We start from the raw sequence: 19371 nt of genomic DNA on the forward strand, positions 1-19371 counted from the left end.
TTAGGCTTTTTTCGGTTGGTTCGGGCTGGAAGTGTCTCCGGAGGCTTTGGCCTGCAGATTGGCGAGGGCCGAGCGGGCTTCCTCGTACTCCTCCGCCACACGTCGCATGGACTCTAGGCGGAGGTTGAGGGCCTCGATTTCTTTGCGCCAGGCCAGGGGGATCTCGTCTTTTACCACAGCCTCGTCCTGCGGCTTGTCTTCGACAGTCGTTTCGGAAAGCTCGGTCATCGTCTCGGTGACGTGCCCTTCGGGGGCGTCGAGACGGATTTCATTCTGACTGATCTTCAGGCGCGGGGATTTCAGATAAGTCCATACCCAGGCGATAGGCCAGAGCATCCCGCCGAAGAGCAGCGACATGTAAACGAGTATCTTGATCGCCTCCTTTTGGGGGTGGTTTTTCTTGTGGGCGATCTTCTCGGGGAGGATATGCACCATCCAGAAAAGCGCGATGAACATGATCGGAGTCAGGACAAGAATGATCAGCGCGGCGATGTTCGCGATGTGCTCCAGGGATGTCATGGTTGAGTCATTTCCACAGGCGCAGTAGAGCCCCTGATGAGTCGAGAGAGTGCGGGATTATGAGAGTATGATGCAGGGTGATGCTGCTATGGCACACCTAAGGACAGGCAGGGATTTAACAAGCCAAAACCTGCAAGTGTTGTGCCAAACCCCCTCTTGATAAGCGATCTGGCGGGGATTTACCCTACATGTCGCAGTGACCCTTGTAGGGTGGATTTGTTGTTGTTCTCTGTGTCTCTCAGTAAAGCTTTTTAAAAATAAATCACAGCCGGAAGGCGCTACCTGCGCGCAGCCGGGCAGGGGAGCTTTCCGCCGGGAAAGCAGAGGAGCTGTATCCGTTTAGACAACTGTGTTTGTGGCTGGGATGTTGTTTGATTGTCGGGTTGAAGGGTACCCTATGGATACTGTGAGCTTCGCTGGGCACGGGCCATTGATTGATCAGGGAGTCTCGGCTCTTCCCTTGGCAGCCTGTGTCGTCTTGTGGTGACGAAACGGTCGCAGAGCTTTTAACATCGTATGCTTATGACGCCTACCCCCGGAAAGAACATTGTGCTTATCGTTACGGATGAGCAGAACCTGGCTGAATGTGCCGCCTATGGGGCAACGCCCTGCAAGACGCCTCACCTGGACCAACTGGCCGCCGAGAGTGTGTTGTTTGAAAATGCTTACACAAGCTGTCCCCTGTGCAGCCCGGCTCGAGGAACGGTTGTCACAGGTTTATATCCTCATGCACATGGCGTCACTTGTAATACGGAGGATACGGGTTGCTGCGTCCAGGAGTTGAACGATTCCCCGGATCTGCTCCCGCGTGTCCTCTCGGGGGGCGGCTACTCCTGCGGCTTCACCGGTAAGTGGCACCTGGGGACCACGAAGGGGAATCTTTATAACAACGGGCGTAACCCAGCGCTGCCGACTGACTTCGGCTACGAGGGCTACGATTATCCGGGGCATGGTGGGATTGGCATCGGCTACGATCAATTCAAGGAACACCTGAAGCAGCATGGGCTGCAGTACGAGGTCGATAGGCAGACGGATATGCAGCCGTTGATCTACGGGGCTTCAAATATTCCCGAGGCGCTCGATGTGCCTGCTTTTATCACCGATCAGGCGATAGAGATGGTCGATACCTTTTCCCGGCGTGATCAGCCCTTCTTTCTGCATGTCAACCATTGGGGCCCGCACCATCCGTTTTTCGTGCCAGAGGAGGCCCTCGAGTCTTATGAGGATACCGAAATTCCTCCATGGCCAAATTACGAGTGGGACCCGTACCTGCATAGCGGCCCCCACCAGTTAAGAGTGCTCCCGGACCAGAGGAATAAGTCCTGGGATGATTGGGCGAGGCTGCTCCGGTACAAGTATGCGTTTACGTCCTCCATCGACCGGCAGGTGGGCCGCCTCATGCGGCACCTGAGAGAGCAAGAGCTCCTGGATAACACGGTCGTCATTTTTACGAGCGACCATGGTGATCACAGTGGCTCACATGGTGGCTTGATCGACAAGGGTTTTACGCACTTCGAAGAGGCTCTGCATATCCCTCTGATGATACGGATGCCCGATGGGCAGGGTAAGCGCTGTCAGGACCTGGTCTCTCTGGCCGACATCTATGCGACTGTGATTGATGCTGCGGGCATGAGTAGCCCGGCCTCACATGGTCAGTCCTTGGTGAATCCCGCTCTACCGCCGAGAGAGCATGTCGTGACGGAGTTTCATGGACTCAATAGCATGACGCTGTCGATGCGTACGATTCGGGCAGCAGACCTAAAGTATGGCTGGAATTGTGTGGGCGAGGATGAGCTCTATGACCTTTCCGCTGATCCCCACGAGATGCGTAATTTGATCGGTGATCCTGCCTACGCGGCACGCCTGCGGGAAATGCGCCAGAGGCTTTACGACTGGATGGAAGAGACCCGTGACCCCGTACGGGAGCAGTACGCGCGCTATAACGTGTAGCGCCGAGCGCCTGCCGTGCGATCTATCCGTTAACGCAAGCCCGCCGAGGGCCGCGTATCCGCTACCCTCTATTCTGCTTGTTTGCTCAGGATTTCCAGGCCGAGTGCTTTTTGGTTGGCGTGGGTTTGGGTGGACGGTCTTTTCGTGATAGCTCCACTGGGGTCGCCCTTCAGGCCAGCACCCCCTTTACGCAGCTCAACCACAGACGCGACTGCTTGGGCATTTGCTTCCCAGGATGGCTCCATCGTGTCCGAGCCCGGGATGAACTCGCCGAAGGGCGTGCCGACAGCTTCCAGATGCGTGGTGAGGAGTGCCTTCATCTCGTCGAGCTTGGCCGCATACTCCGGGTCTGTGGCCAGGTTATGCGTTTCATGCGGGTCATCCTTCAGGTTATAGAGCTGATCGTGGTCGAAATAATTCGGATACCGGCAAATCATTGCCAGGCTGAGGCCACTGTTCGTCGTATAACCGATTCTGTAAACGGATGAAAGCGGATCATCGGGATCTGCCAGTGCGGCTTTCCAGGTCGGCATTCTGACGGCGATGTATTTCCAGCCATCTTTGACCACGGAGCGTGCCATACCGATCTCGGAGTATACGCCTTCCGGGTGGATTTCAGCCGTGGGGTTGTTGAAAGTTTCAACCAGGCTCTTGCCGTCTGTCCGGTAAGAGTCCGATACCGTCGCCTCCGCCATCTCAAGCAGGGTAGGTGCGATGTCCGCGCTCGAAACATCTGAAAGCACCACCGACGGCTTGATCGACTTGGGGTAGTAGATGAACATTGAGGCGCGCGTACCGCCTTCATAGAGCGTGGATTTTGCCGAGACTCCGTTGTCAGCGACGTAGACGAAAATCGTGTTATCCAGGAGCCCGTCCTGCTCAAGTTTGTCGATCATCACCCTGACGCTCGCATCGATCCAGGCCAGACCCTCATACTTTCTGCTCTTGATCACTTCCTCATCGTACTTGGAGCCGATGCGTTGCTGGATGGTCGAGAATGGCTCAAGCCCTTCGGCCTGAGGGACGGTATCGACGATTCCCTCTCCCGTGAAGTTCGCGTGCGCTGCGGAGTTTGCCCAGTCGGTTGGTCCGTGGACGAGGGTTGTTGCGTAGTAGAGGAAAAACGGCTCTTTATCATCCTTGTTTTCGTCGATGAACTCCAGAGCGGCATCCAGGGTCCAGGCCGGGTTGTGGGCCTTGGTGTTACCGTAGTAGACATGCTTCGCCCAGTCGAAGCCAATCCCCTCCACCACATAGCGTCTGAGGATTTTCTCCGTTCGATACATGGCCTCAGACTGCGCCGGGGTGATGTCGAGTGTTCTCGGCTCGTTGGGAATCTTGATCGCGGGCTTTTCGTTGTCAGGAGTCTCCGCGTATATCTCAGCGTAGCGCTGCCGGTCGGAGCAGTGGAGTTTGCCAACAAAACCTGTACGGTAGCCGCTCTTCGATAGGAGGGCGGCGAGGTTCTGCCCGTCGTCTTCGACGCCGAGGTTGAACTCGGGTGAGCCCTGACTGTTATTCTCCAAGACCTTTTTGTATTGGCTGCTGTAGGATGAGCCAGGGTAGCGTCCCGTCAGCATCGTGTATCTCGATGGCGTGCAGACTGAGGTCGTCAGGTAGGCGTTCTGAAAGGTTGCACCACTGCGGGACAGGCGGTCAATGGTCGGGGCGACGTCGGCCGGAATCGTCTCAAATGCGGCGGTCGGCATCAGGTCGAAATCGTGATCATCCGAAACGAAGAAAATAATATTGGGGCGGTCAGTGGCCTGCAGGCTGAGAGTAGCGAGGCAACATCCGATAAGGCAGAACTTGGAAAATAACGTCATGGCTAAGGCAGAATTGATTGCGCTCCATTGTCTTGAGATCGCTCCGGGAGCGAAAGCCATTTCCTATTCACACAGAACAGTTGCTGGATTTCTGGGGTGTCGGTGACTTCGCGGTACTCTCGATCACAGATGTTTTACGGATATGCGTGGGCTTCTGCTGGGGCGCAGGCGTTTCAGTCATTTTGCCTGACACAAAAAAGCCGCAGCACTCGGCTGCGGCTCAGAAAGGTATTCAGGGATTACCCAATGATCGGGTCAGGCCTTGAGCCGGCGGCGCAGGATCACAACACCGAGGACTGCCAGCCCGCCAAGCGCGGCATAGGTCGAAGGCTCGGGGATCGCGCCCGTCACACTTGCCCAGCTGTCTCCGAAGACCACGTCGTCAAACAACACATAGGTGTCATTGTCATCTGTCCCGATAAAGTGAGTGCGGGCTTTTAAGCCAATAATCTCGCTACTCCCCATGCCTGTGCCGAGGAAAGTCTCCTCAACCATGGTACCGCTACCCTCAGTCGTTGACGCGTTTAGCCATGTGGTCGCAGTCGTGTAGCGGCCGAGCGTTTCATCCCAGCCGCCGTAGCGGATGACGAGGAAGTACGTGGTGTAATAGTTCAGGATGCCGCTACTAGCTGCCCGGTTGGCGTCACCGACGCGCGCAATCGTGGTCGGGCCGTTCACGCCACCGAGTGTGAGGTTCGTGGTCGCAGTGCCATCCGAGTCGCTGGCACCCCAGCTGAAAAATGCCGACTCAGAAGCTGTACCAATAATGGGGCTTTGGCTCGTCGATGTGCCATTGTTGACCTGAAAGATCATGCTGGCGTAGTAGTCCTGGCCACCTGTCTGAGCTTCGGAGAAAACATTACGGCTCAGAGCGGTGTACCCGGCTGTTGTCACCTCCAGTGCGTTGCCGCCACCGCGGCTGATGCCGCCTGCGCTATAACTGATGCCAGAGTCGGTCACGTTTGCCGTGACCGTGCTGCCCCAGGCATTATTCCATCCGGAGCCACCGTTTTGGCCACCGATGGCGCTGTCAGCCGCATAGCTGTCAAAGGTGTCCCACGCCAGCTGGGCTTGGCAGGTGCCCATCAGGGCAAGAGCGCCGACGGAAAAGGCAAAAATAGAGCGAATACTTAAACGTTGGGGCAATCTCATAGTCGGGGTAGGGCTAATATTTGCAACTTTAGCCGGTCGTGCGTCGATTTGACCGGCACATGGGGTATATATGCTAGACGACGTTAACCTAATGATACTGCCTTTTTAAGACAAGCAGAATTCGCGTTATTGAGACGCTGGCATCTGGCTGGAGAGCCTACGGCTGCAACCACAGCCTCCGAGCGGACGTGCTGTGGGTATTGGGTTCAGGTCACGAGGCCGTGTCTGGCTCTCGTCCATGCCCTAAGCGGACGCTCCGAAGAGACTCATCGCCAGTGAGCGTCTGCCTTTGAGGGCGTCCGCATCTATGTGCTCCCGCGTCGATAGCGAGAGAGCTCGTGGGTAGGGTCTCCCTGTCCCCGGGAGGTTCTATGCCTCTATATTGAACGTGGTGTCGTCCAGATGAAGGTTCTTAACGTGCTGGAAGACCGGGTAGGGCGGCTCTTGCTGGCCGGTGACGGTGAAGCTGCAGTGGTTAAAAGAGATGTCCTGGATGATTGCATCCTCGCGCCCAACCACGATGGGAAAGAGCTCGCTGGTGGCAGATATGTTGGAAAAGTGGATATCCTGGATGGCGTCCACGAGGTTCTCCGGGTGGATGATGATCTGGACGGGGTTTTCAAAAATGCGGTCCAGGACCACGTTGCTAAAATTAATGTTACGGACGCGCGTTCGGTTCAGGCTGAAGTCGGTCGGGCTGGAGTGGTCGGGGAGCTCGATCGTCAGGCCCTGGCGAGAGTCGGTGATGACGAGATCCGAGAAGGTACAGTTCTGGACGGTGCCGTCGTTACGCCAGGCGATGCGGATCGCGTTGTGGATGGAGCTGAGGACACAGCCTTTCACGATGATGCGCTCGCAGACGCGAGGCTGCTTGAGGGTATTTGTGTTGGCCCGCACGATGATGCTGTCGTCGCCGGAGTGGATGACGCAGTTGCTCAGGGTGATGTCACTGGAGCAGTTGATGTGGATGCCGTCCGCATTCGGGTATTGAGGATTACAATACATTTTCACGGAGTCGGCGGACACGTACTGGCAGTTGTTAATCCAGCACCCCCAGCCGCCGGCCATCTCTTTCATGGTAAAGTCACACATGCGCACGTTGGTGCTGCTCATGACAAATATCATGCGTGCCGGCAGAATGTCGGTATTGCGAATGTAGCGTTTTTTGCCGTCGGGGTCCGTGATCTCGTCACAAAATGCGCTCCCTCTACAGTCGATCAGGCCCATGCCGGTGATCGAGACATTGCTGGCCCCACCGATGTAGATGAGGCAACGATTGGTCGCCCGCGGGGCTTTTTTCTCGTCGAGCTCCTCGCTGACAAAGTCCGGGTAGTCTTCCCCCTTTGTGCTGGCGGCCAGGACGCCGTTGGGCTCGAGGTGGAGCTCGATGTTCGAGTAGAGGTGAATCGTCCCGGTGACGTAGGTTCCGTCTGCCACACAGACCCGGCCACCGCCATGATCACGACAGGCATCGATAGCCTTCTGGATGGCTGCTGTATTGAGGGTTTCGCCGTCGCCGATGGCGCCGTATTCTGTGATGGGGAAATCTTTCATCGTGTGCGTATGGGGGTTGGTTCCTGAATTAGAGGCAGGAAATAAATGGGTTAGGTTTCTGTTTCTATGATCTATGAGCATCTTATTCTCATCAATAGGAAGGGCGTATTGTTCTTGTTTAAAAAGTTATGGAAATTGTGCGTTGGGTTCGCATGATGAGCCTTTGTGGAACGCGACCGCCTGACTTCCAGCCACTGCATTTGGACGCAGCTTGATGTGCTGCTGGTGCGTTACTATGTGGATGTGCCAAGCAGGGTGGGGCGTAAGGGCACTTTTAACGCCCGCTACCTGAGCGCCTGGTATATGAAGCGCGGCAGTGTGACTGTGCGAAAGGATGGGCATGCTCTACGCGCAAGGGCCGGGCAGTGGCTGATCATGGTTCCTGGGCAGCGCTATCAGGAGTTCACCAGTCATGCTGAGCTGATCTCCATCAACCTTAGCGTAAGCTGCGGAGCGGCCATCCTGTCATGGATGGGGAACTGGGCCTGCGTGCTAAAAGAGGACTCACGGCTGCTCGCGCAGGCGGAGGCTCTGGCGTCGGCGTTGCCACCGGTGTCTCCGGGGGAGGATCACGGGTTATCCATACCGGGTGTGAAGATGCCCCTCCGGCAGGCTGCCGATTGTCAGGCTCGTGTATTGGATTTTTTCAACAGCCTTCTCTTCGTGGCCAGCGAGTGGGGAGTTGGCGTAGACATCCAGTTTGGAGAGGATGAGCGTGTCCAACGGAGCCTCGCATATATGGCAAGCCGTCCGATGGGGAATAAGTTTTCGCGTGAAGAGGTGGCCGAGGATTGCGGGTTGAGTGCCAGCCGTCTGGATCGTCACTGGCGCAGGGAGATGGGCATCACGATCAGGCAGTATTGGGACAACCGCCGGATGAACTATGCCTGCCAGTGCCTGCGCGAGAAAACGAAATCCATCAAGGAAGTCTCAGCGGATCTGGGTTTTTCTCATGCGACCCAGTTCTCGATTTGGTTTTCCAGCCACCAGGGGGTCTCACCCCGCGCCTACCGTCGCTCGATCGTGTAGCCTGAAGCTCTCGTTTTCCACCCAGTTGCCTTCGAGCAGGAGGCTCGCGGGTTTGGCGGGGATGCCCATCTCACCGCGTCGGATCATGGAGACGACCTGGTCCACGGCGGAGGCCGCGATCTGCTCGGCGTCTTCGTCGATACCGGACCAGCCCTCGTTGCGATCGAGCAGGCTGACGACGGCTATCTTGCACGCGATTTGTGTATCGACTTTCATGGCCTTGAGAAACTCCGGCAGGCGGTAGGGGACGGTCAACAGCCCGTCGGGCTTCACCTTGTGAAACCACTTCGAGAAGCTGCTTTGGGAAAAGCTGTCGCCGTCAAAGACGGGCAAGGGAGTCAGCTCCGGGGCTTGAGCCAGGCAGGTCAGATAGCCGGCCAGATAATTATGATCAACGCGGCTGTCATGGAACTGGGGTACGGCAAAGCCGACGCGTTTGCAGCCGATGTCGATCAGCTTCTGCATGCAGAGCCGGGCGGCATGAAACTGGTGGGTGTTGACGACATGGAAGCGCGGGGATTTGAGCGTGTAGCCGAAGCTCACGCATGAAAAACCGCTGAAGTCGAAGTCGTCGATACGCTCGATCCCTCGTGGCTGCGGGCACAGCAGGATGCCCTTGATGCCCCGTGCGAGCATGATCTGCCGTAGCCGTGCTCCGGAGATCTTACTGCGGTTAAAGTCAAAAACCTGAAGCTGATAGCCGTACTCTTCCGCCTTCTTGATCGCGCCAGCCAGATACGATGGGTAGGGCTTGGGCTTGGGGTTTTCCTCGGTCAGGTTTCGGTTAATCAGAAAGGCCAGGGTGCCCCGGAAGACGCCGTCGCGTCCATGGTGCTTATAGTGGGCTAGCTGGGAGAGAAAGGGATCGGGCTGGTAGCCCATTTCCTGGGCGATCTTCTGGATGCGCTCTCGTGTCTTTGCGGCCAGAGCAGGGCTATTACTCATGGCCAGTGATACCGTAGAGGGGTGCACGTTGGCCGCCTTGGCTATGTCTTTTTGGGTATATTTACGGCCAACACTCATCAGCTACCTTGGTTTGTTGATCGGGGGATATTCAGGACGGCAACAAGCCATGAAAGGTGCGGCAATCATGGATGTATTCATGCGCATGAATTTCGTACCAATTGCCGTATCCACCTACAATGATAAAAACGAGGTATTGAACACCTCAACATACTCCCCCGTCCGGGCCGCGACTGACCGGCAAGCCCCCGTATTTGCATTTATCCCGAGCGAAGCCGAAGACTTTTACCCGCCACAGTTACGGGGAAAAGCTATGGCTAACTTTCAGCATGGGATCTGGACGAACCCCGAGGAGGCGCCGGATGGCCTGCTTGAGTCCGCGCAGGTACTCGTCGGGGCCTGGCGCCTGCGCGACATCCCGCTTGAGTTCCTGAAGAGCCGCGGGGGTAACCTGGAGTACCTCTGCCTGCTGGTGGGCTCTCCCAAGCGAGCGATCACCCGCAAGCACCTTGAGGAGGGGCTGTTGGTCTCGAACTGGGGAAATATCTGCAGCCCGGTTGTTGCAGAGGGGGCGCTGGCATTGATCCTTTCGCGCCTTCGTGATACCCACTGGCACCACGACGAGCTGGTGAAGCATGGCGTGTGGAACAACATGTCTCCGAGGTCGGTCACGTTGATTGGCAAGCGCGTTGCGATTCACGGCTTTGGTAATCTGGCCCGCGCCCTGATTGAGCTGATCAAGCCGTTTAAGGTTCAGCTCTCAGTCCATGCTCCCGGCGTTCCTGTGGAGCTGATCGAGGCCGTGGGGGCTCGCCCGGTGGACTCACTGGTGAGCCTTGCTGAGGATTGTGATGTCTTTGTCGAGATGGAGGCCCTGCGCCCCGATAACTATAAATGCATCAACCGCCAAGTGCTGTCGCATCTCCCGAAGGGGGCACTGTTTGTCAACGTGGGGCGCGGTGCACTGGTGGATGAAGAGGACCTGGTCGAGGTTGCCCGTGAGCGCGAGTTAAAGGTCGCTCTGGATGTATACCAGCAGGAGCCGTTGGAGCATGGTGCGCCCGTGCTGAGTATTCCGGATGGACTTTTTATGCCGCACACCTCCGGGCCGACAAAAGATTCGCGGCATATCTGCGGAGCACTAGGCTTACAGAATCTCAGCCGCTACTACAGTGGGCAAAAGCCTCTGTATGTAGTCGGTCCCGAGGATTTCGACCGTATGACCTAAGGCCTGTTCAGATAAACGCTCAAGGCGGCTGAAATGCTTTTACTGCCCATTTTACCTCGTCAGATTTTATACCCCATGCGCTTTCTATTATCCATCCCCCTGTTTGCTCTGTGCTGCTGTTTCACGTCCTGTGAAAAACCATCTCCTGAGCCGCACGCATCCGCTTCTGTTGTGGCATCCGCAGATACCGTATCTCAGTCTGCTGAGACTCTTTTGCCTCCCGCTGTCCTCGAAAAGGCGCTGACCTATTCGGCTCCCTATTGGGAGTTTCGCCCCAACAAGCGCTCGCATCACCTCAATCACACCTTTGGTTTTTACACGCTCTGCCTGGAGGCCTATCTGGAGCAGAAGCAGGGGAGTACCCCTGAGCCGTGGCTGGTCGAGGCGGTGACTTCGCGGTTGCGCTCCGTGCTCGCCGGTGGATCCGAGCCTGAGTGCCAGGGCGGGCTGGGAGGTTGGTCGCATGGCGCCTTTGCCTGGTCGCTGGGGTATATCCGTAACACACCTGCCGTGTGGGATGCTCTCAGTGCTGAGGAGCAGGGTAAGGCGAACCTGTTGATGCAGGCGCTGGCTGTCGCCGCTTCTTTCACGCTGGATGATGACAATGACTACCGTACGCTGCTGGACGGGTGCAGGAACTACGGCAAGAGGTGGAACCCCAACCACGTTGAGGGCTATGTGGCCGCGGGGATGGCGGCTGCCTGGTACTTCGGAGTGGATGATCTTAACGACCGTCTGGTGAATTTCGACTTCGACACCTTCGTAGAGCAGCTACGTGAAGCCGGTTTTACAAATATCGTTGGCAGCTGGACACATACTCCCGCTACCCGCCAGGCCCTCATGCATGGCGGAGTCTATAAAGGCGAGGATGCCGCGGCGAAGTATGGAAAAGGGGCCGGTGTGCACGGCAATACGTTTACCTATCTTGGGCTGAGCTTGGATCAGGATTGGGAGATCTATAAGAAGCTGGCCTCGCGCATGTACTCCCATACGGCGCGCACCGAGATCCCGGTGACTAACAAGGAAGGTCTCTACACGCATATTTTGACCAAGGGTGATGACGGCCATTTCCTGATCTCGCCCTATGATGGGCGCTACGGTATGTGCTACGAGTTCGAGACAACGAATGCGGTGAAGAACGACTCGCCGTTTCGGAGCTCACTCTCCTACGTGTACGAAGGCTGGATGAATAACATGGCGACGGCGGCAGCCGTTCGGGCCCGTGGTCATTGGAACCCCGAGGGTAAAGAGGGCAGGGAGCTGATGGGTGCCATCTATGTGGGGAGCGAGGACTTTCTCTATAAGGCCAAGTATGGATACTGGGGCTTTGCCAATGGTGAGGCAAAAATCGTCACCTTGGCCGACCTGACCGATAAACCCCGCGGTTGGCCCTTTGTGCTAGCTTGGTGGGAGTCGATGATTAAGCCGGTGGTGACTCCTGCAGGGAGTGCGTTGGAGGAGTAATGCCGAGCTTCGGCCTGTGCCGTAGGTCTTCATTATCCTTCGTATTATGATGCTATTGGGATGTTTTTTATCTTTTGTGTAGACGGGCGAGTCAGGTTGGTGGATGGTTTTATATTCGTTTGTTGTTTCTGCTTTTAAAGCTGACGCTGACCCCTCTTCACAACGGATTTCATCTGCATGAAATTTGGTGCCCTTGCAGTGTCGCTCCCCGAATGTAGGTTGTGCTCATGACATTCTACTACCCCGTGTCTACCTCATCTCGTCGTACTTCTGCCCCTCCGAAATATCGATGGCTCCCCGCAGGAGGGTTTTCGCTGGTAGAGCTATTATCCGTCATCGCGGTGTTGGCCGTATTGGTATGTCTGTTGGTTCCCGTTATATCGTCGATGCGGATCCGTGCCAGCTCGACGACTAGTGCTAGTAATTTGAGAGCTATTGGTGTGGCGATGCATATGTATATGCAGGAGCATCAGGGGTACCTGCCGGGCCCTATTATAAATGGCCAAAGACCCTTCTACGGGACGCATCCCAGCCTCGACCGCAATCTTCCTAATTTTCTTTATCCGTACATGGGCTTACCCGAGCCAAGAGAGAGAGTCATCCTGATGGAGGCTTTTACCTTCCCGGAGTATCTTACCCATGATCCAGACATGACCGGGCCTGTGTACTTTGCTACGAGTTCATTAACCTTCGGCGGGCGCAGGAAAAACCCGTGGGGCTACGCGAGCAGCGATCCTGCCAAGGTCGGGAGCCCCTCGATGCTCATGTACGAGACGGACGTCGATGCCTCCACGGCCATGCTGCTGACCGAAATCGACCAACAATCACCTTTAATCAATGGCTCGCAGGGCTGGTCTAGCGTGCTGCCTGAAAAGCCGTATCACGGCGATATCCGCAACCAACTCTATCTGGACGGCTCGGTCAGAGCTGTCGATGTCGAATAACGCAAACCCCAAGCACTCATAATATGAAAAAGATCGTACACGCATGCCTCATAACTTCTCTGCTTACAGCTTCTTCGGTGCTGTCAGCTCAGACTATTTTTTCGGATAACTTCAACTCAGGAGGCTTCAGCGGCTATGATGTGACCCCGACGGTCTCAGACGAGAATCGTGGAGTCGTAATCGTTGATGAAGAAAGTACGCCCGCCAATCCGTTCTCCGGTAATGCCGCCCGGGTCTACGACTTGTCGACAGCATCAGTCTTTCTCGAAAATGACTACACGAGTACGGCTTCCACTCAGCTCGTGCAGCTTTTCACCTTCGATGCGGCTTTGGCTGTTGGCTCCAGCACGACGGACGGCGTCTTAAGCTTCCGGCTGACGAATGAAGGGGGCAGCACAAGCAGTAAGGATAACTGTGTCTTTGATATCCAGCTGCGTCAGACTGGCGTGTTCTATGTCTACGGAGCCACGAGCAATGGGTTCAGTAACGTCATGGACACGAGCGGCGTGAACATCGCCGTGTACACCAACAGCAGTACATCATCCATCACCCTGACGGATATGGCCAGCAACGAGCTGACGCTGGGGGCCAGAGAGTTTGCCGTCTATATCGATGGTGAAAACAAGGGGATATGGGGATTCCGGACGGGCAGCACCTACGATCCCACCGAGGGTATCGGCCGTTTCGGATTCGTCAGTAGCTCAAGCGCGACAGGAAGCGACGTCATCATCGATAATATCGAGATTTCAGCCATTCCAGAGGCTTCGACCTCTGCGCTCATGATGGGGGCTGCTATCGCCATGTTCCTGATGGGCCGCAAGCGTTTCACGAAGAGCGCGCAGTAAGCGCGGTCTCAGATTCAGCGTTTAGATAGAAACAGTCAGATCTTTCTTCATATGCTCCCTACTCATCAGTTGCTTGGGGCTGTCGCCTCGGCTTGCCTTGTTGCGTGTCTTGGACAGGCCGGGGCGGCAGAAATTAGCGTGGATACGGCTGGGGCACTGCAGTCTGCAGTGTCTCAGGCGGCTCCCGGCGATGTCATTATTGTCGCACCGGGCGAATACAAGCAGACCTTGCGGCTGAAGGGGCGCGGAACCGAAGAGGCCAGAGTCACCGTGCGTGCGGAGAGTCCGGGGGAAGTGACGCTGAACGCGCCCGTACTGCTCACGGGCACATACCTCAGCCTGGAGGGGTTCGACTTCGGCGAAAAGAGTCGCCTGGAGTTCACCGAGGGGACAGGGCACCGCGTGTGGGGTTGCCGCTTCGATGCTCTTCAGGCGGGGCACTGGGTGCGGTTCAACGACGAGGCCACGCACTGCGAGATCGGGTATTGCTCATTCACCAACGACAACAACGCCGGGGAAAAGAGCAATCAGCAGATCGTGCAGATCAAGCGGAGCGATGCCACCGGGCCTGATTATCATCGTATCCACCACAACTACTTCGCGAATGTCTCCCCGGGTGAAACGAACAACGGCTTTGAGACCATCCAGGTTCATCAGGGGACGGTCGGGGCGCTGGGCAGCTCACATACCGTTATCGAGAAAAACGTGTTTGAGGCCTGCAATGGCGAGGCCGAGATGATCTCCATCAAGTGCTCGGATAATGTCATCCGCGATAACCTGATCATTGCCTGTCGTGGGAGCATCGTGCTGCGTAAGGGGACGGGAAACCTCGTCGAAGGTAATGTCTTCATCGGTGATCATGGCAAGGGCACGGGCGGTGTCCGTTTTCGCGGGGATGATCAGGTCGTGATCAATAACTTTTTCTACCAGCTCGCCTACAGTGCGATAGCTTTGCACAACGGTGATGCGGGCAACTACTATGAGCCTGTGACCCGGGCGACCGTGGCCTTTAACACGATCGTGGACTGCGGGCGTGTGCTCAATATCGGCATCCGTCACCCGAAGCATGACTCCAGCATTCTGCCGACGGGGGTCGTCTTCGCTAACAACATCATCGTGGGAGTGGGCGCACAGATTTATGATCCGGATGGCGCGATGTCTACCTGGACGCTTGAGGGAAACATCGCCTATGGCATGTCCCCCGAGCTTATCACCTTGCCTGGGTTTACGGTTGTTGATCCCGAGCTTGTTTTACTGTCATCGGGCATTCTCGCCCCAGCAGAGGGCAGCCCGGCGATTGGCCAGGCGCAGGGAGACTTTCCGCAGGTGACTATCGATATCTTTGGTAATCCGCGCCCCGAAACGGGCAAGACGATTGGCGCTGTCGAGCAGGCCGTACCCGAGCTGCCCGTGTCGCGCAGCATGGTTGGCCCCAACGCTCTCCCGTAAGATATCTAAGGATCGAGGCCCCACTATGTGCGATGCCGCGGTGGCGGGAGCTTTTCTCCTGCCGTATCATCATGTGCAGTTCAGGAGTCCGTGCGTTGTGTTGGCGTTGGCTCTGGTAGTTGCAGATTCATCAGCATGAGTTTCGGGCCGATTGTCTTTTATCAGATCCCGATACTAGAGTTCGTGCATGGTGAGAGATCGTTATCGTCTGTGCGCTGTAGCAAGCGCATCTCGTCGATAGTGGGAGGCTTACAGGGCTTTGTTTTCGGGTGTGGACTTGGGTGTTTGTTTTTCAATCAACCCCCAATCCAAGAATCATGATGAAGTTACTATGTTTGATTACCCTCGTTGCATCCGCCTTTGTTTCCACTGTCAGCCTGAGAGCCCACATCCTCTATGCGGATGATTTTTCTTCGGCTGATTTGAGCGGATATAATGCCTCTCCCAGCACAGGCACCGCGGATAACGGAGCGCAACTCGTCGATGTTCAGGCGCTTCTACCGAACTCATTATCGGCGAATGCCGTCCGGCTTTATGATCTCAGTTCCAGTGCTGCGACATCCTTTACGAAAGACTATTCAGTCATCGCCTCGACGCAGTTGGTCCAGTTGTTTCAGTTCAATGTCGCGCTGTCCGATGATACGTCGAGCGCGGGCGTGTTCAGTTTCCGTGTGGCGAACCCTGGAGGGAACATAAGCTCGAAGTACAACTGCCCCTTTGATGTGCAGCTGCGGATGTCCAACGGTACGATCTATGTCTACGGGGCGACCAGTGCTGGCTATATCAACAAGCTCAATGCTGATGGCACTTTGATCTCGGTCTATACCAACAGCAGCACCGACACCGTGGTGATCGAGAACACCGTGGTGATCGAGAACACTGTGGTGGGAGGCACACTGACGCTGGAGGCGAATCACTTCGCGGTCTATGCCGGCGGAGCTCTGCTGGGGATATTTGAATACCTCACCAACTCAAGCTTCGTGCCCGCCAATGGTATCGGTCTGTTCGGGTTCACCAGTGCCAGCACCAGCAATGGCGGCGATATCATGATCGATAACATCGAGGTCATCAGCATTCCGGAGACATACGCGCTTCCCGCAGGCATCATGGAGGAGGCGCTTCACCTGGAGGCTCCGTATTGGCAGTTCCAGCCTGCACAGCGCTCTCACAAACTTGGTGAGACCCATGCGCTCTACGCCCTCTGCCTGGAGGCGTACCTGGAGCAGGAGAATGGCCGCACACCGTACCCTCGGCTGGTGGAGATCATCCACGAGCGCTTCCGCTCCGTGATGGCCGGAGGTAATGAGCCGGAGTGTCAGGGCGGGCTGGGTGGTTGGTCGCATGGCCCCTTTGCCTGGTCGCTGGCATTCGCGCGCAGGACACCGCAGGTCTGGTCTGCCTTCAGCGCCAGTGATAAGGCCAAGGCGGACCTGCTGATGGAGGCGCTGGCTGTGGCCGCTTCTTTTACCCTGGAGGATGATAACGACTACCGCGTGACGGCGGAGGGCGACCGAAATACCCGCAAGACGTGGAACCCGAACCACGTCGAGGGCTATGTGGGAGTGGCGCTGGCTGCGGCCTGGTACTTTGGCGTCGATGAGCTGAATGCCCGGCTCGTGGGCTTTGACTTTGATCCCTTCGTGCAGGATCTGAGCGCGGCAGGCTTTACAAACATCGTCGATTGCTGGACCTATACTCCGGCCACAAAGGTGGCCTTTATGCAAGGAGGGCCCTTTATCGGTGAAGATCCAACTCTGGACTATGGAACGGGGCTTGGTGTGCGCGGCAACCATTTCACCTATAACGGCTATGAGCTTGATCAGGTCTGGGCCATTTATCTCGGGCTGGCTGAGCGGATGTTTGCACATACCGCGCAGACTGAGCATGCCGTCACGGGGATCAGCGGTCTCTATACGCACATTCTGGAGACGGATGCTATGGGAGATTTCCTGATCTCTCCCTACGAGGGCCAGGACGGCATGTGTATGGAGTTTAAAAGCAGTAACGAGGTACTGAATGGAAGCAGCTTTCGCAGCTCACTCCACTATGTCTTCAGCGGCTTGATGCTCAACATGACCAACGCGGTCGGCGTCTGGGCGAGCGGTGAATGGAACGCAAACGGAAGCGATATATCCGTGCTGGAGGCAAAGATGAATGTGGGGATGAACGACTTTTTCTATAAGGCTGAGCACGGCTATCTGAGCTTTGCGATGGGCGAGTCGCACGAGGAGGATTTTTTTACTGTGCAGGAGACCTTCAGCGTCTGGAACTTCGTGTCCTGCTGGTGGGCCTGCGTGAGTGGGTGAACCGTCCGCCTCGAGGTGAACTCAGGGTGTCGTGGTTGCTTTCGTTGGGGGCTGTGGCAAACACTAGAAGTCACTAGGATTTCTGTCCATTCGGGGCAATTTCAGGCAATCTGCATCTCCCTCGAAAAAGTCGAATTTTCGGTTCAACTGCCTATTTATCAGTAAATTAGGCTTGAAATATAATGGTGCGGGCGGAGGGAGTCGAACCCTCGTCTCAAGCTTGGGAAGCTCACATAATAGCCGTTATACGACGCCCGCATTTTACGGCTCAAAACGACAACATAGTGATCGCGGCCTATCTGTAAAGGGCGATTGCGGCCCGTGTGAAAGAAATGCAATGGCATGCGGCTGGGGGTGTCGTTGATGATTTGCGTAAAAAAAATGCTAAGCGGGGCTATTAAAAACCCTTGTTTGAGACGGCTTTAAGACTGGCCAAGGCGGGGGGCGATCGGTAGGCTAGCGGCTTGATTTTAGCTCCTGCGGAGCATGGATACAGACGCTTTATGAAGGTAAAGTTTTGGGGCACACAAGGATCATTACCGGCCAGCGTGAACGAGGAAACCGTTCGCGCAAAGGTGTTTATGGCCCTACAGGCGTCCCAGGGCTACACACTGGATTCTGCTGAGGCCATCGATGCCTTCATCGATAAAGAGCTGCCCTTCAGCGTGCGGGGCACCTACGGGACGAACACCTCCTGTGTGCAGTTGGAGAATCCGGACGGCGATATGGTCATCCTGGATGCGGGCTCAGGCCTACGGGATCTGGGGCTGTCTCTGGTGCGCAGTGGCCAGGCGCGAAAGCCCACGACCTACCACTTCGTGATGAGCCACCTGCACTGGGATCACCTTCAGGGATTCCCGTTTTTTGTCCCGGCTTTTGTACCTGGGAACCGGATCGTCATTCACAGTTATCACCCGCAGGCCGAGGAGTGCTTCCGGCGGCAGATGTCGGGACAGTTTTTCCCCATCGAGTTCGATCAGCTCTCGGCGGATATCAGCTTTGAGATCCGGGAGCCGTGTACGCCCTTTGAGCTGGCAGGGTTTCAGGTGAGCAGTGTGGTCCAGAATCACCCTGGTACCTCCTATGGCTATCGTTTTGAAAAGGATGGCAAGGTCCTGGTGTACTCGACGGATTCGGAGCACAAGCACGACGCCTACGAGGAGAATTATCCCTTTGTTGATTTCATCCGCGGGGCGGATTTGCTGATTTTTGACGCGCAGTACACGATGGCCGATGCCACCTTTACGAAAGCGAACTGGGGCCACTCCAGTAATGTGATCGGGGTGGAGCTGGCTGCACGCGCTCGTGTCCGCAACCTGGTGATTTTCCACCACGAGCCGACGAGTAGCGACGCGGAGTTGGAAGAATTTCTTTTCAACACGCGCATGTACTGCAATATTTACCATCAGGAAGCGGGCAGCAAACTCGGCCACGAGCGCTACCCCGAAAAGATTCTTCTCGCCTATGACGGGCTTGAGATGGACATATAGATGGTTGGAGAGGATATTGTAGCATTGGACAGCGAGACAGAGACCGAGGCGTTACCATACGCCACTAGCATTACGAAAGCAGAGATCAACGAGCTGCCGCTCTACCGGTACGAGGGCATGATTCATCTGATCAATACCGATGAAGACGCGCGCCGTGCGGTTAAGATACTGAAGAAAGAGCCCGTGCTGGGCTTCGACACCGAGTCGCGCCCGTCCTTCCGCAAGGGGGATCACTACCTGCCCTCGCTGGTGCAGTTCGCATCGGCGACCGAGGTATACCTTTTCCAGATTGGCCAGTTCGACGGGATGGAGGCAATCAAGCCGCTGCTCAGCAGCAAGTCGATCGCCAAGGTCGGGGTAGCCCTGCACGATGATGTGAAGCGCCTGCAGGAGATCACCCCGTACAAGGACCGCAACTTTGTCGAAATCGCCACGATGACCAAGCAGCTCGAGATCACCAACACCGGGTTGCGTTCGCTAGCGGCGATATTGCTCGGCTTCCGTATCTCAAAGGGGGCGCAGGTCTCCAATTGGGCGCGGCAGAATCTCAGCCGCAGTCAGCTGACGTATGCCGCAACGGATGCGTGGGTCAGCCGCCTGCTCTATGAGAAGGCCGCCGCACTGGTCGACGATTCACAATAAGCGTTCGCTG

At 56.2% G+C, this 19371-nt stretch carries 15 protein-coding genes and 1 tRNA gene; 10 read left to right on the forward strand and 6 right to left on the reverse strand.

Annotation, left to right across the window (positions count from 1 at the left end; genetic code table 11):
- Entirely contained in the window at window positions 1-519 is a 519-nt protein-coding gene (locus K0V07_RS05245) for a DUF3302 domain-containing protein (protein ID WP_220623486.1), read from the reverse strand.
- A 522-nt stretch (window positions 520-1041) separates the two neighbouring features.
- On the opposite strand from K0V07_RS05245, the gene K0V07_RS05250 reads away from it, so the two are divergent.
- Entirely contained in the window at window positions 1042-2469 is a 1428-nt protein-coding gene (locus tag K0V07_RS05250; RefSeq protein WP_220623487.1) for a sulfatase-like hydrolase/transferase, read from the forward strand.
- Between the two features lie 68 nt (window positions 2470-2537).
- Here K0V07_RS05250 and K0V07_RS05255 read toward each other — a convergent pair whose 3' ends face one another.
- The 3 genes from K0V07_RS05255 to K0V07_RS05265 all read right to left on the reverse strand — a co-directional run bounded on the left by K0V07_RS05255 (window position 2538) and on the right by K0V07_RS05265 (window position 7001).
- Window positions 2538-4295 (reverse strand): sulfatase-like hydrolase/transferase, encoded by a 1758-nt coding sequence (locus tag K0V07_RS05255; RefSeq protein ID WP_220623488.1) that lies wholly within the window; start codon window positions 4293-4295, stop codon window positions 2538-2540.
- Window positions 4296-4550: 255 nt separating this feature from the next.
- The gene (locus tag K0V07_RS05260; protein WP_220623489.1) at window positions 4551-5447 is read right to left on the reverse strand and encodes a PEP-CTERM sorting domain-containing protein; all 897 of its coding nucleotides are present in this window, start codon (window positions 5445-5447) and stop codon (window positions 4551-4553) included.
- Between the two features lie 369 nt (window positions 5448-5816).
- A complete protein-coding gene (locus tag K0V07_RS05265) occupies window positions 5817-7001 on the reverse strand; it encodes a glycosyl hydrolase family 28 protein (protein WP_220623490.1) in 1185 nt (394 codons plus the stop codon).
- Between the two features lie 165 nt (window positions 7002-7166).
- Here K0V07_RS05265 and K0V07_RS05270 point away from each other — a divergent pair, with 165 nt between their 5' ends.
- A complete protein-coding gene (locus K0V07_RS05270) occupies window positions 7167-8030 on the forward strand; it encodes an AraC family transcriptional regulator (RefSeq protein ID WP_220623491.1) in 864 nt (287 codons plus the stop codon).
- Here K0V07_RS05270 and K0V07_RS05275 read toward each other — a convergent pair.
- Window positions 7998-8975, reverse strand: a complete 978-nt coding sequence (locus K0V07_RS05275; protein ID WP_255568160.1) for a LacI family DNA-binding transcriptional regulator — start codon at window positions 8973-8975, stop codon at window positions 7998-8000. The two genes, K0V07_RS05270 and K0V07_RS05275, sit on opposite strands and share 33 nt — an antisense overlap.
- Window positions 8976-9102: 127 nt before the next feature.
- Here K0V07_RS05275 and K0V07_RS05280 point away from each other — a divergent pair, with 127 nt between their 5' ends.
- The 6 genes from K0V07_RS05280 to K0V07_RS05305 all read left to right on the forward strand — a co-directional run bounded on the left by K0V07_RS05280 (window position 9103) and on the right by K0V07_RS05305 (window position 17229).
- On the forward strand, window positions 9103-10221 hold the full coding sequence (locus K0V07_RS05280) for an NAD(P)-dependent oxidoreductase (protein WP_220623493.1): 1119 nt from the start codon (window positions 9103-9105) through the stop codon (window positions 10219-10221).
- A 213-nt stretch (window positions 10222-10434) separates the two neighbouring features.
- Window positions 10435-11685 (forward strand): hypothetical protein, encoded by a 1251-nt coding sequence (locus tag K0V07_RS05285; RefSeq protein WP_220623494.1) that lies wholly within the window; start codon window positions 10435-10437, stop codon window positions 11683-11685.
- A 227-nt stretch (window positions 11686-11912) separates the two neighbouring features.
- Complete coding sequence (locus K0V07_RS05290) at window positions 11913-12629, forward strand: prepilin-type N-terminal cleavage/methylation domain-containing protein (protein WP_220623495.1); 717 nt, start codon at window positions 11913-11915, stop codon at window positions 12627-12629.
- Between the two features lie 23 nt (window positions 12630-12652).
- Window positions 12653-13474, forward strand: coding sequence for a hypothetical protein (locus K0V07_RS05295; protein WP_220623496.1), 822 nt, complete (start codon window positions 12653-12655; stop codon window positions 13472-13474).
- Between the two features lie 51 nt (window positions 13475-13525).
- Window positions 13526-14923, forward strand: coding sequence for a polysaccharide lyase 6 family protein (locus tag K0V07_RS05300; protein ID WP_220623497.1), 1398 nt, complete (start codon window positions 13526-13528; stop codon window positions 14921-14923).
- A gap of 317 nt (window positions 14924-15240) precedes the next feature.
- Window positions 15241-17229, forward strand: coding sequence for a hypothetical protein (locus K0V07_RS05305; protein ID WP_220623498.1), 1989 nt, complete (start codon window positions 15241-15243; stop codon window positions 17227-17229).
- Window positions 17230-17412: 183 nt separating this feature from the next.
- On the opposite strand, the gene K0V07_RS05310 is transcribed toward K0V07_RS05305, so the two are convergent.
- A tRNA-Gly gene (locus K0V07_RS05310) sits at window positions 17413-17487 on the reverse strand.
- Between the two features lie 245 nt (window positions 17488-17732).
- Here K0V07_RS05310 and K0V07_RS05315 point away from each other — a divergent pair.
- Together K0V07_RS05315 and K0V07_RS05320 are read left to right on the forward strand one after the other, a co-directional pair.
- Window positions 17733-18719 carry an MBL fold metallo-hydrolase gene (locus K0V07_RS05315; RefSeq protein ID WP_220623499.1) on the forward strand — a complete coding sequence of 329 codons (987 nt, stop codon included), beginning with the start codon at window positions 17733-17735 and terminating at the stop codon, window positions 18717-18719.
- Window positions 18720-19361: a 3'-5' exonuclease gene (locus K0V07_RS05320; RefSeq protein ID WP_220623500.1), complete on the forward strand. Its 642-nt coding sequence runs from the start codon at window positions 18720-18722 to the stop codon at window positions 19359-19361.
- Window positions 19362-19371 lie beyond the last annotated feature (10 nt).

The sequence above is a fragment of the Ruficoccus sp. ZRK36 genome, from assembly GCF_019603315.1.
Taxonomy (GTDB): Bacteria; Verrucomicrobiota; Verrucomicrobiia; order Opitutales; family Cerasicoccaceae; genus Ruficoccus.

Coding starts and splice junctions, on each gene's coding strand:
- K0V07_RS05245 (WP_220623486.1), bottom strand. CDS start 519: ATGACATCCCTGGAGCACATCGCGAACATCGCCGCGCTGATCATTCTT.
- K0V07_RS05250 (WP_220623487.1), top strand. CDS start 1,042: ATGACGCCTACCCCCGGAAAGAACATTGTGCTTATCGTTACGGATGAG.
- K0V07_RS05255 (WP_220623488.1), bottom strand. CDS start 4,295: ATGACGTTATTTTCCAAGTTCTGCCTTATCGGATGTTGCCTCGCTACT.
- K0V07_RS05260 (WP_220623489.1), bottom strand. CDS start 5,447: ATGAGATTGCCCCAACGTTTAAGTATTCGCTCTATTTTTGCCTTTTCC.
- K0V07_RS05265 (WP_220623490.1), bottom strand. CDS start 7,001: ATGAAAGATTTCCCCATCACAGAATACGGCGCCATCGGCGACGGCGAA.
- K0V07_RS05275 (WP_255568160.1), bottom strand. CDS start 8,975: ATGAGTAATAGCCCTGCTCTGGCCGCAAAGACACGAGAGCGCATCCAG.
- K0V07_RS05280 (WP_220623493.1), top strand. CDS start 9,103: ATGAAAGGTGCGGCAATCATGGATGTATTCATGCGCATGAATTTCGTA.
- K0V07_RS05290 (WP_220623495.1), top strand. CDS start 11,913: ATGACATTCTACTACCCCGTGTCTACCTCATCTCGTCGTACTTCTGCC.
- K0V07_RS05295 (WP_220623496.1), top strand. CDS start 12,653: ATGAAAAAGATCGTACACGCATGCCTCATAACTTCTCTGCTTACAGCT.
- K0V07_RS05300 (WP_220623497.1), top strand. CDS start 13,526: ATGCTCCCTACTCATCAGTTGCTTGGGGCTGTCGCCTCGGCTTGCCTT.
- K0V07_RS05305 (WP_220623498.1), top strand. CDS start 15,241: ATGATGAAGTTACTATGTTTGATTACCCTCGTTGCATCCGCCTTTGTT.
- K0V07_RS05315 (WP_220623499.1), top strand. CDS start 17,733: ATGAAGGTAAAGTTTTGGGGCACACAAGGATCATTACCGGCCAGCGTG.
- K0V07_RS05320 (WP_220623500.1), top strand. CDS start 18,720: ATGGTTGGAGAGGATATTGTAGCATTGGACAGCGAGACAGAGACCGAG.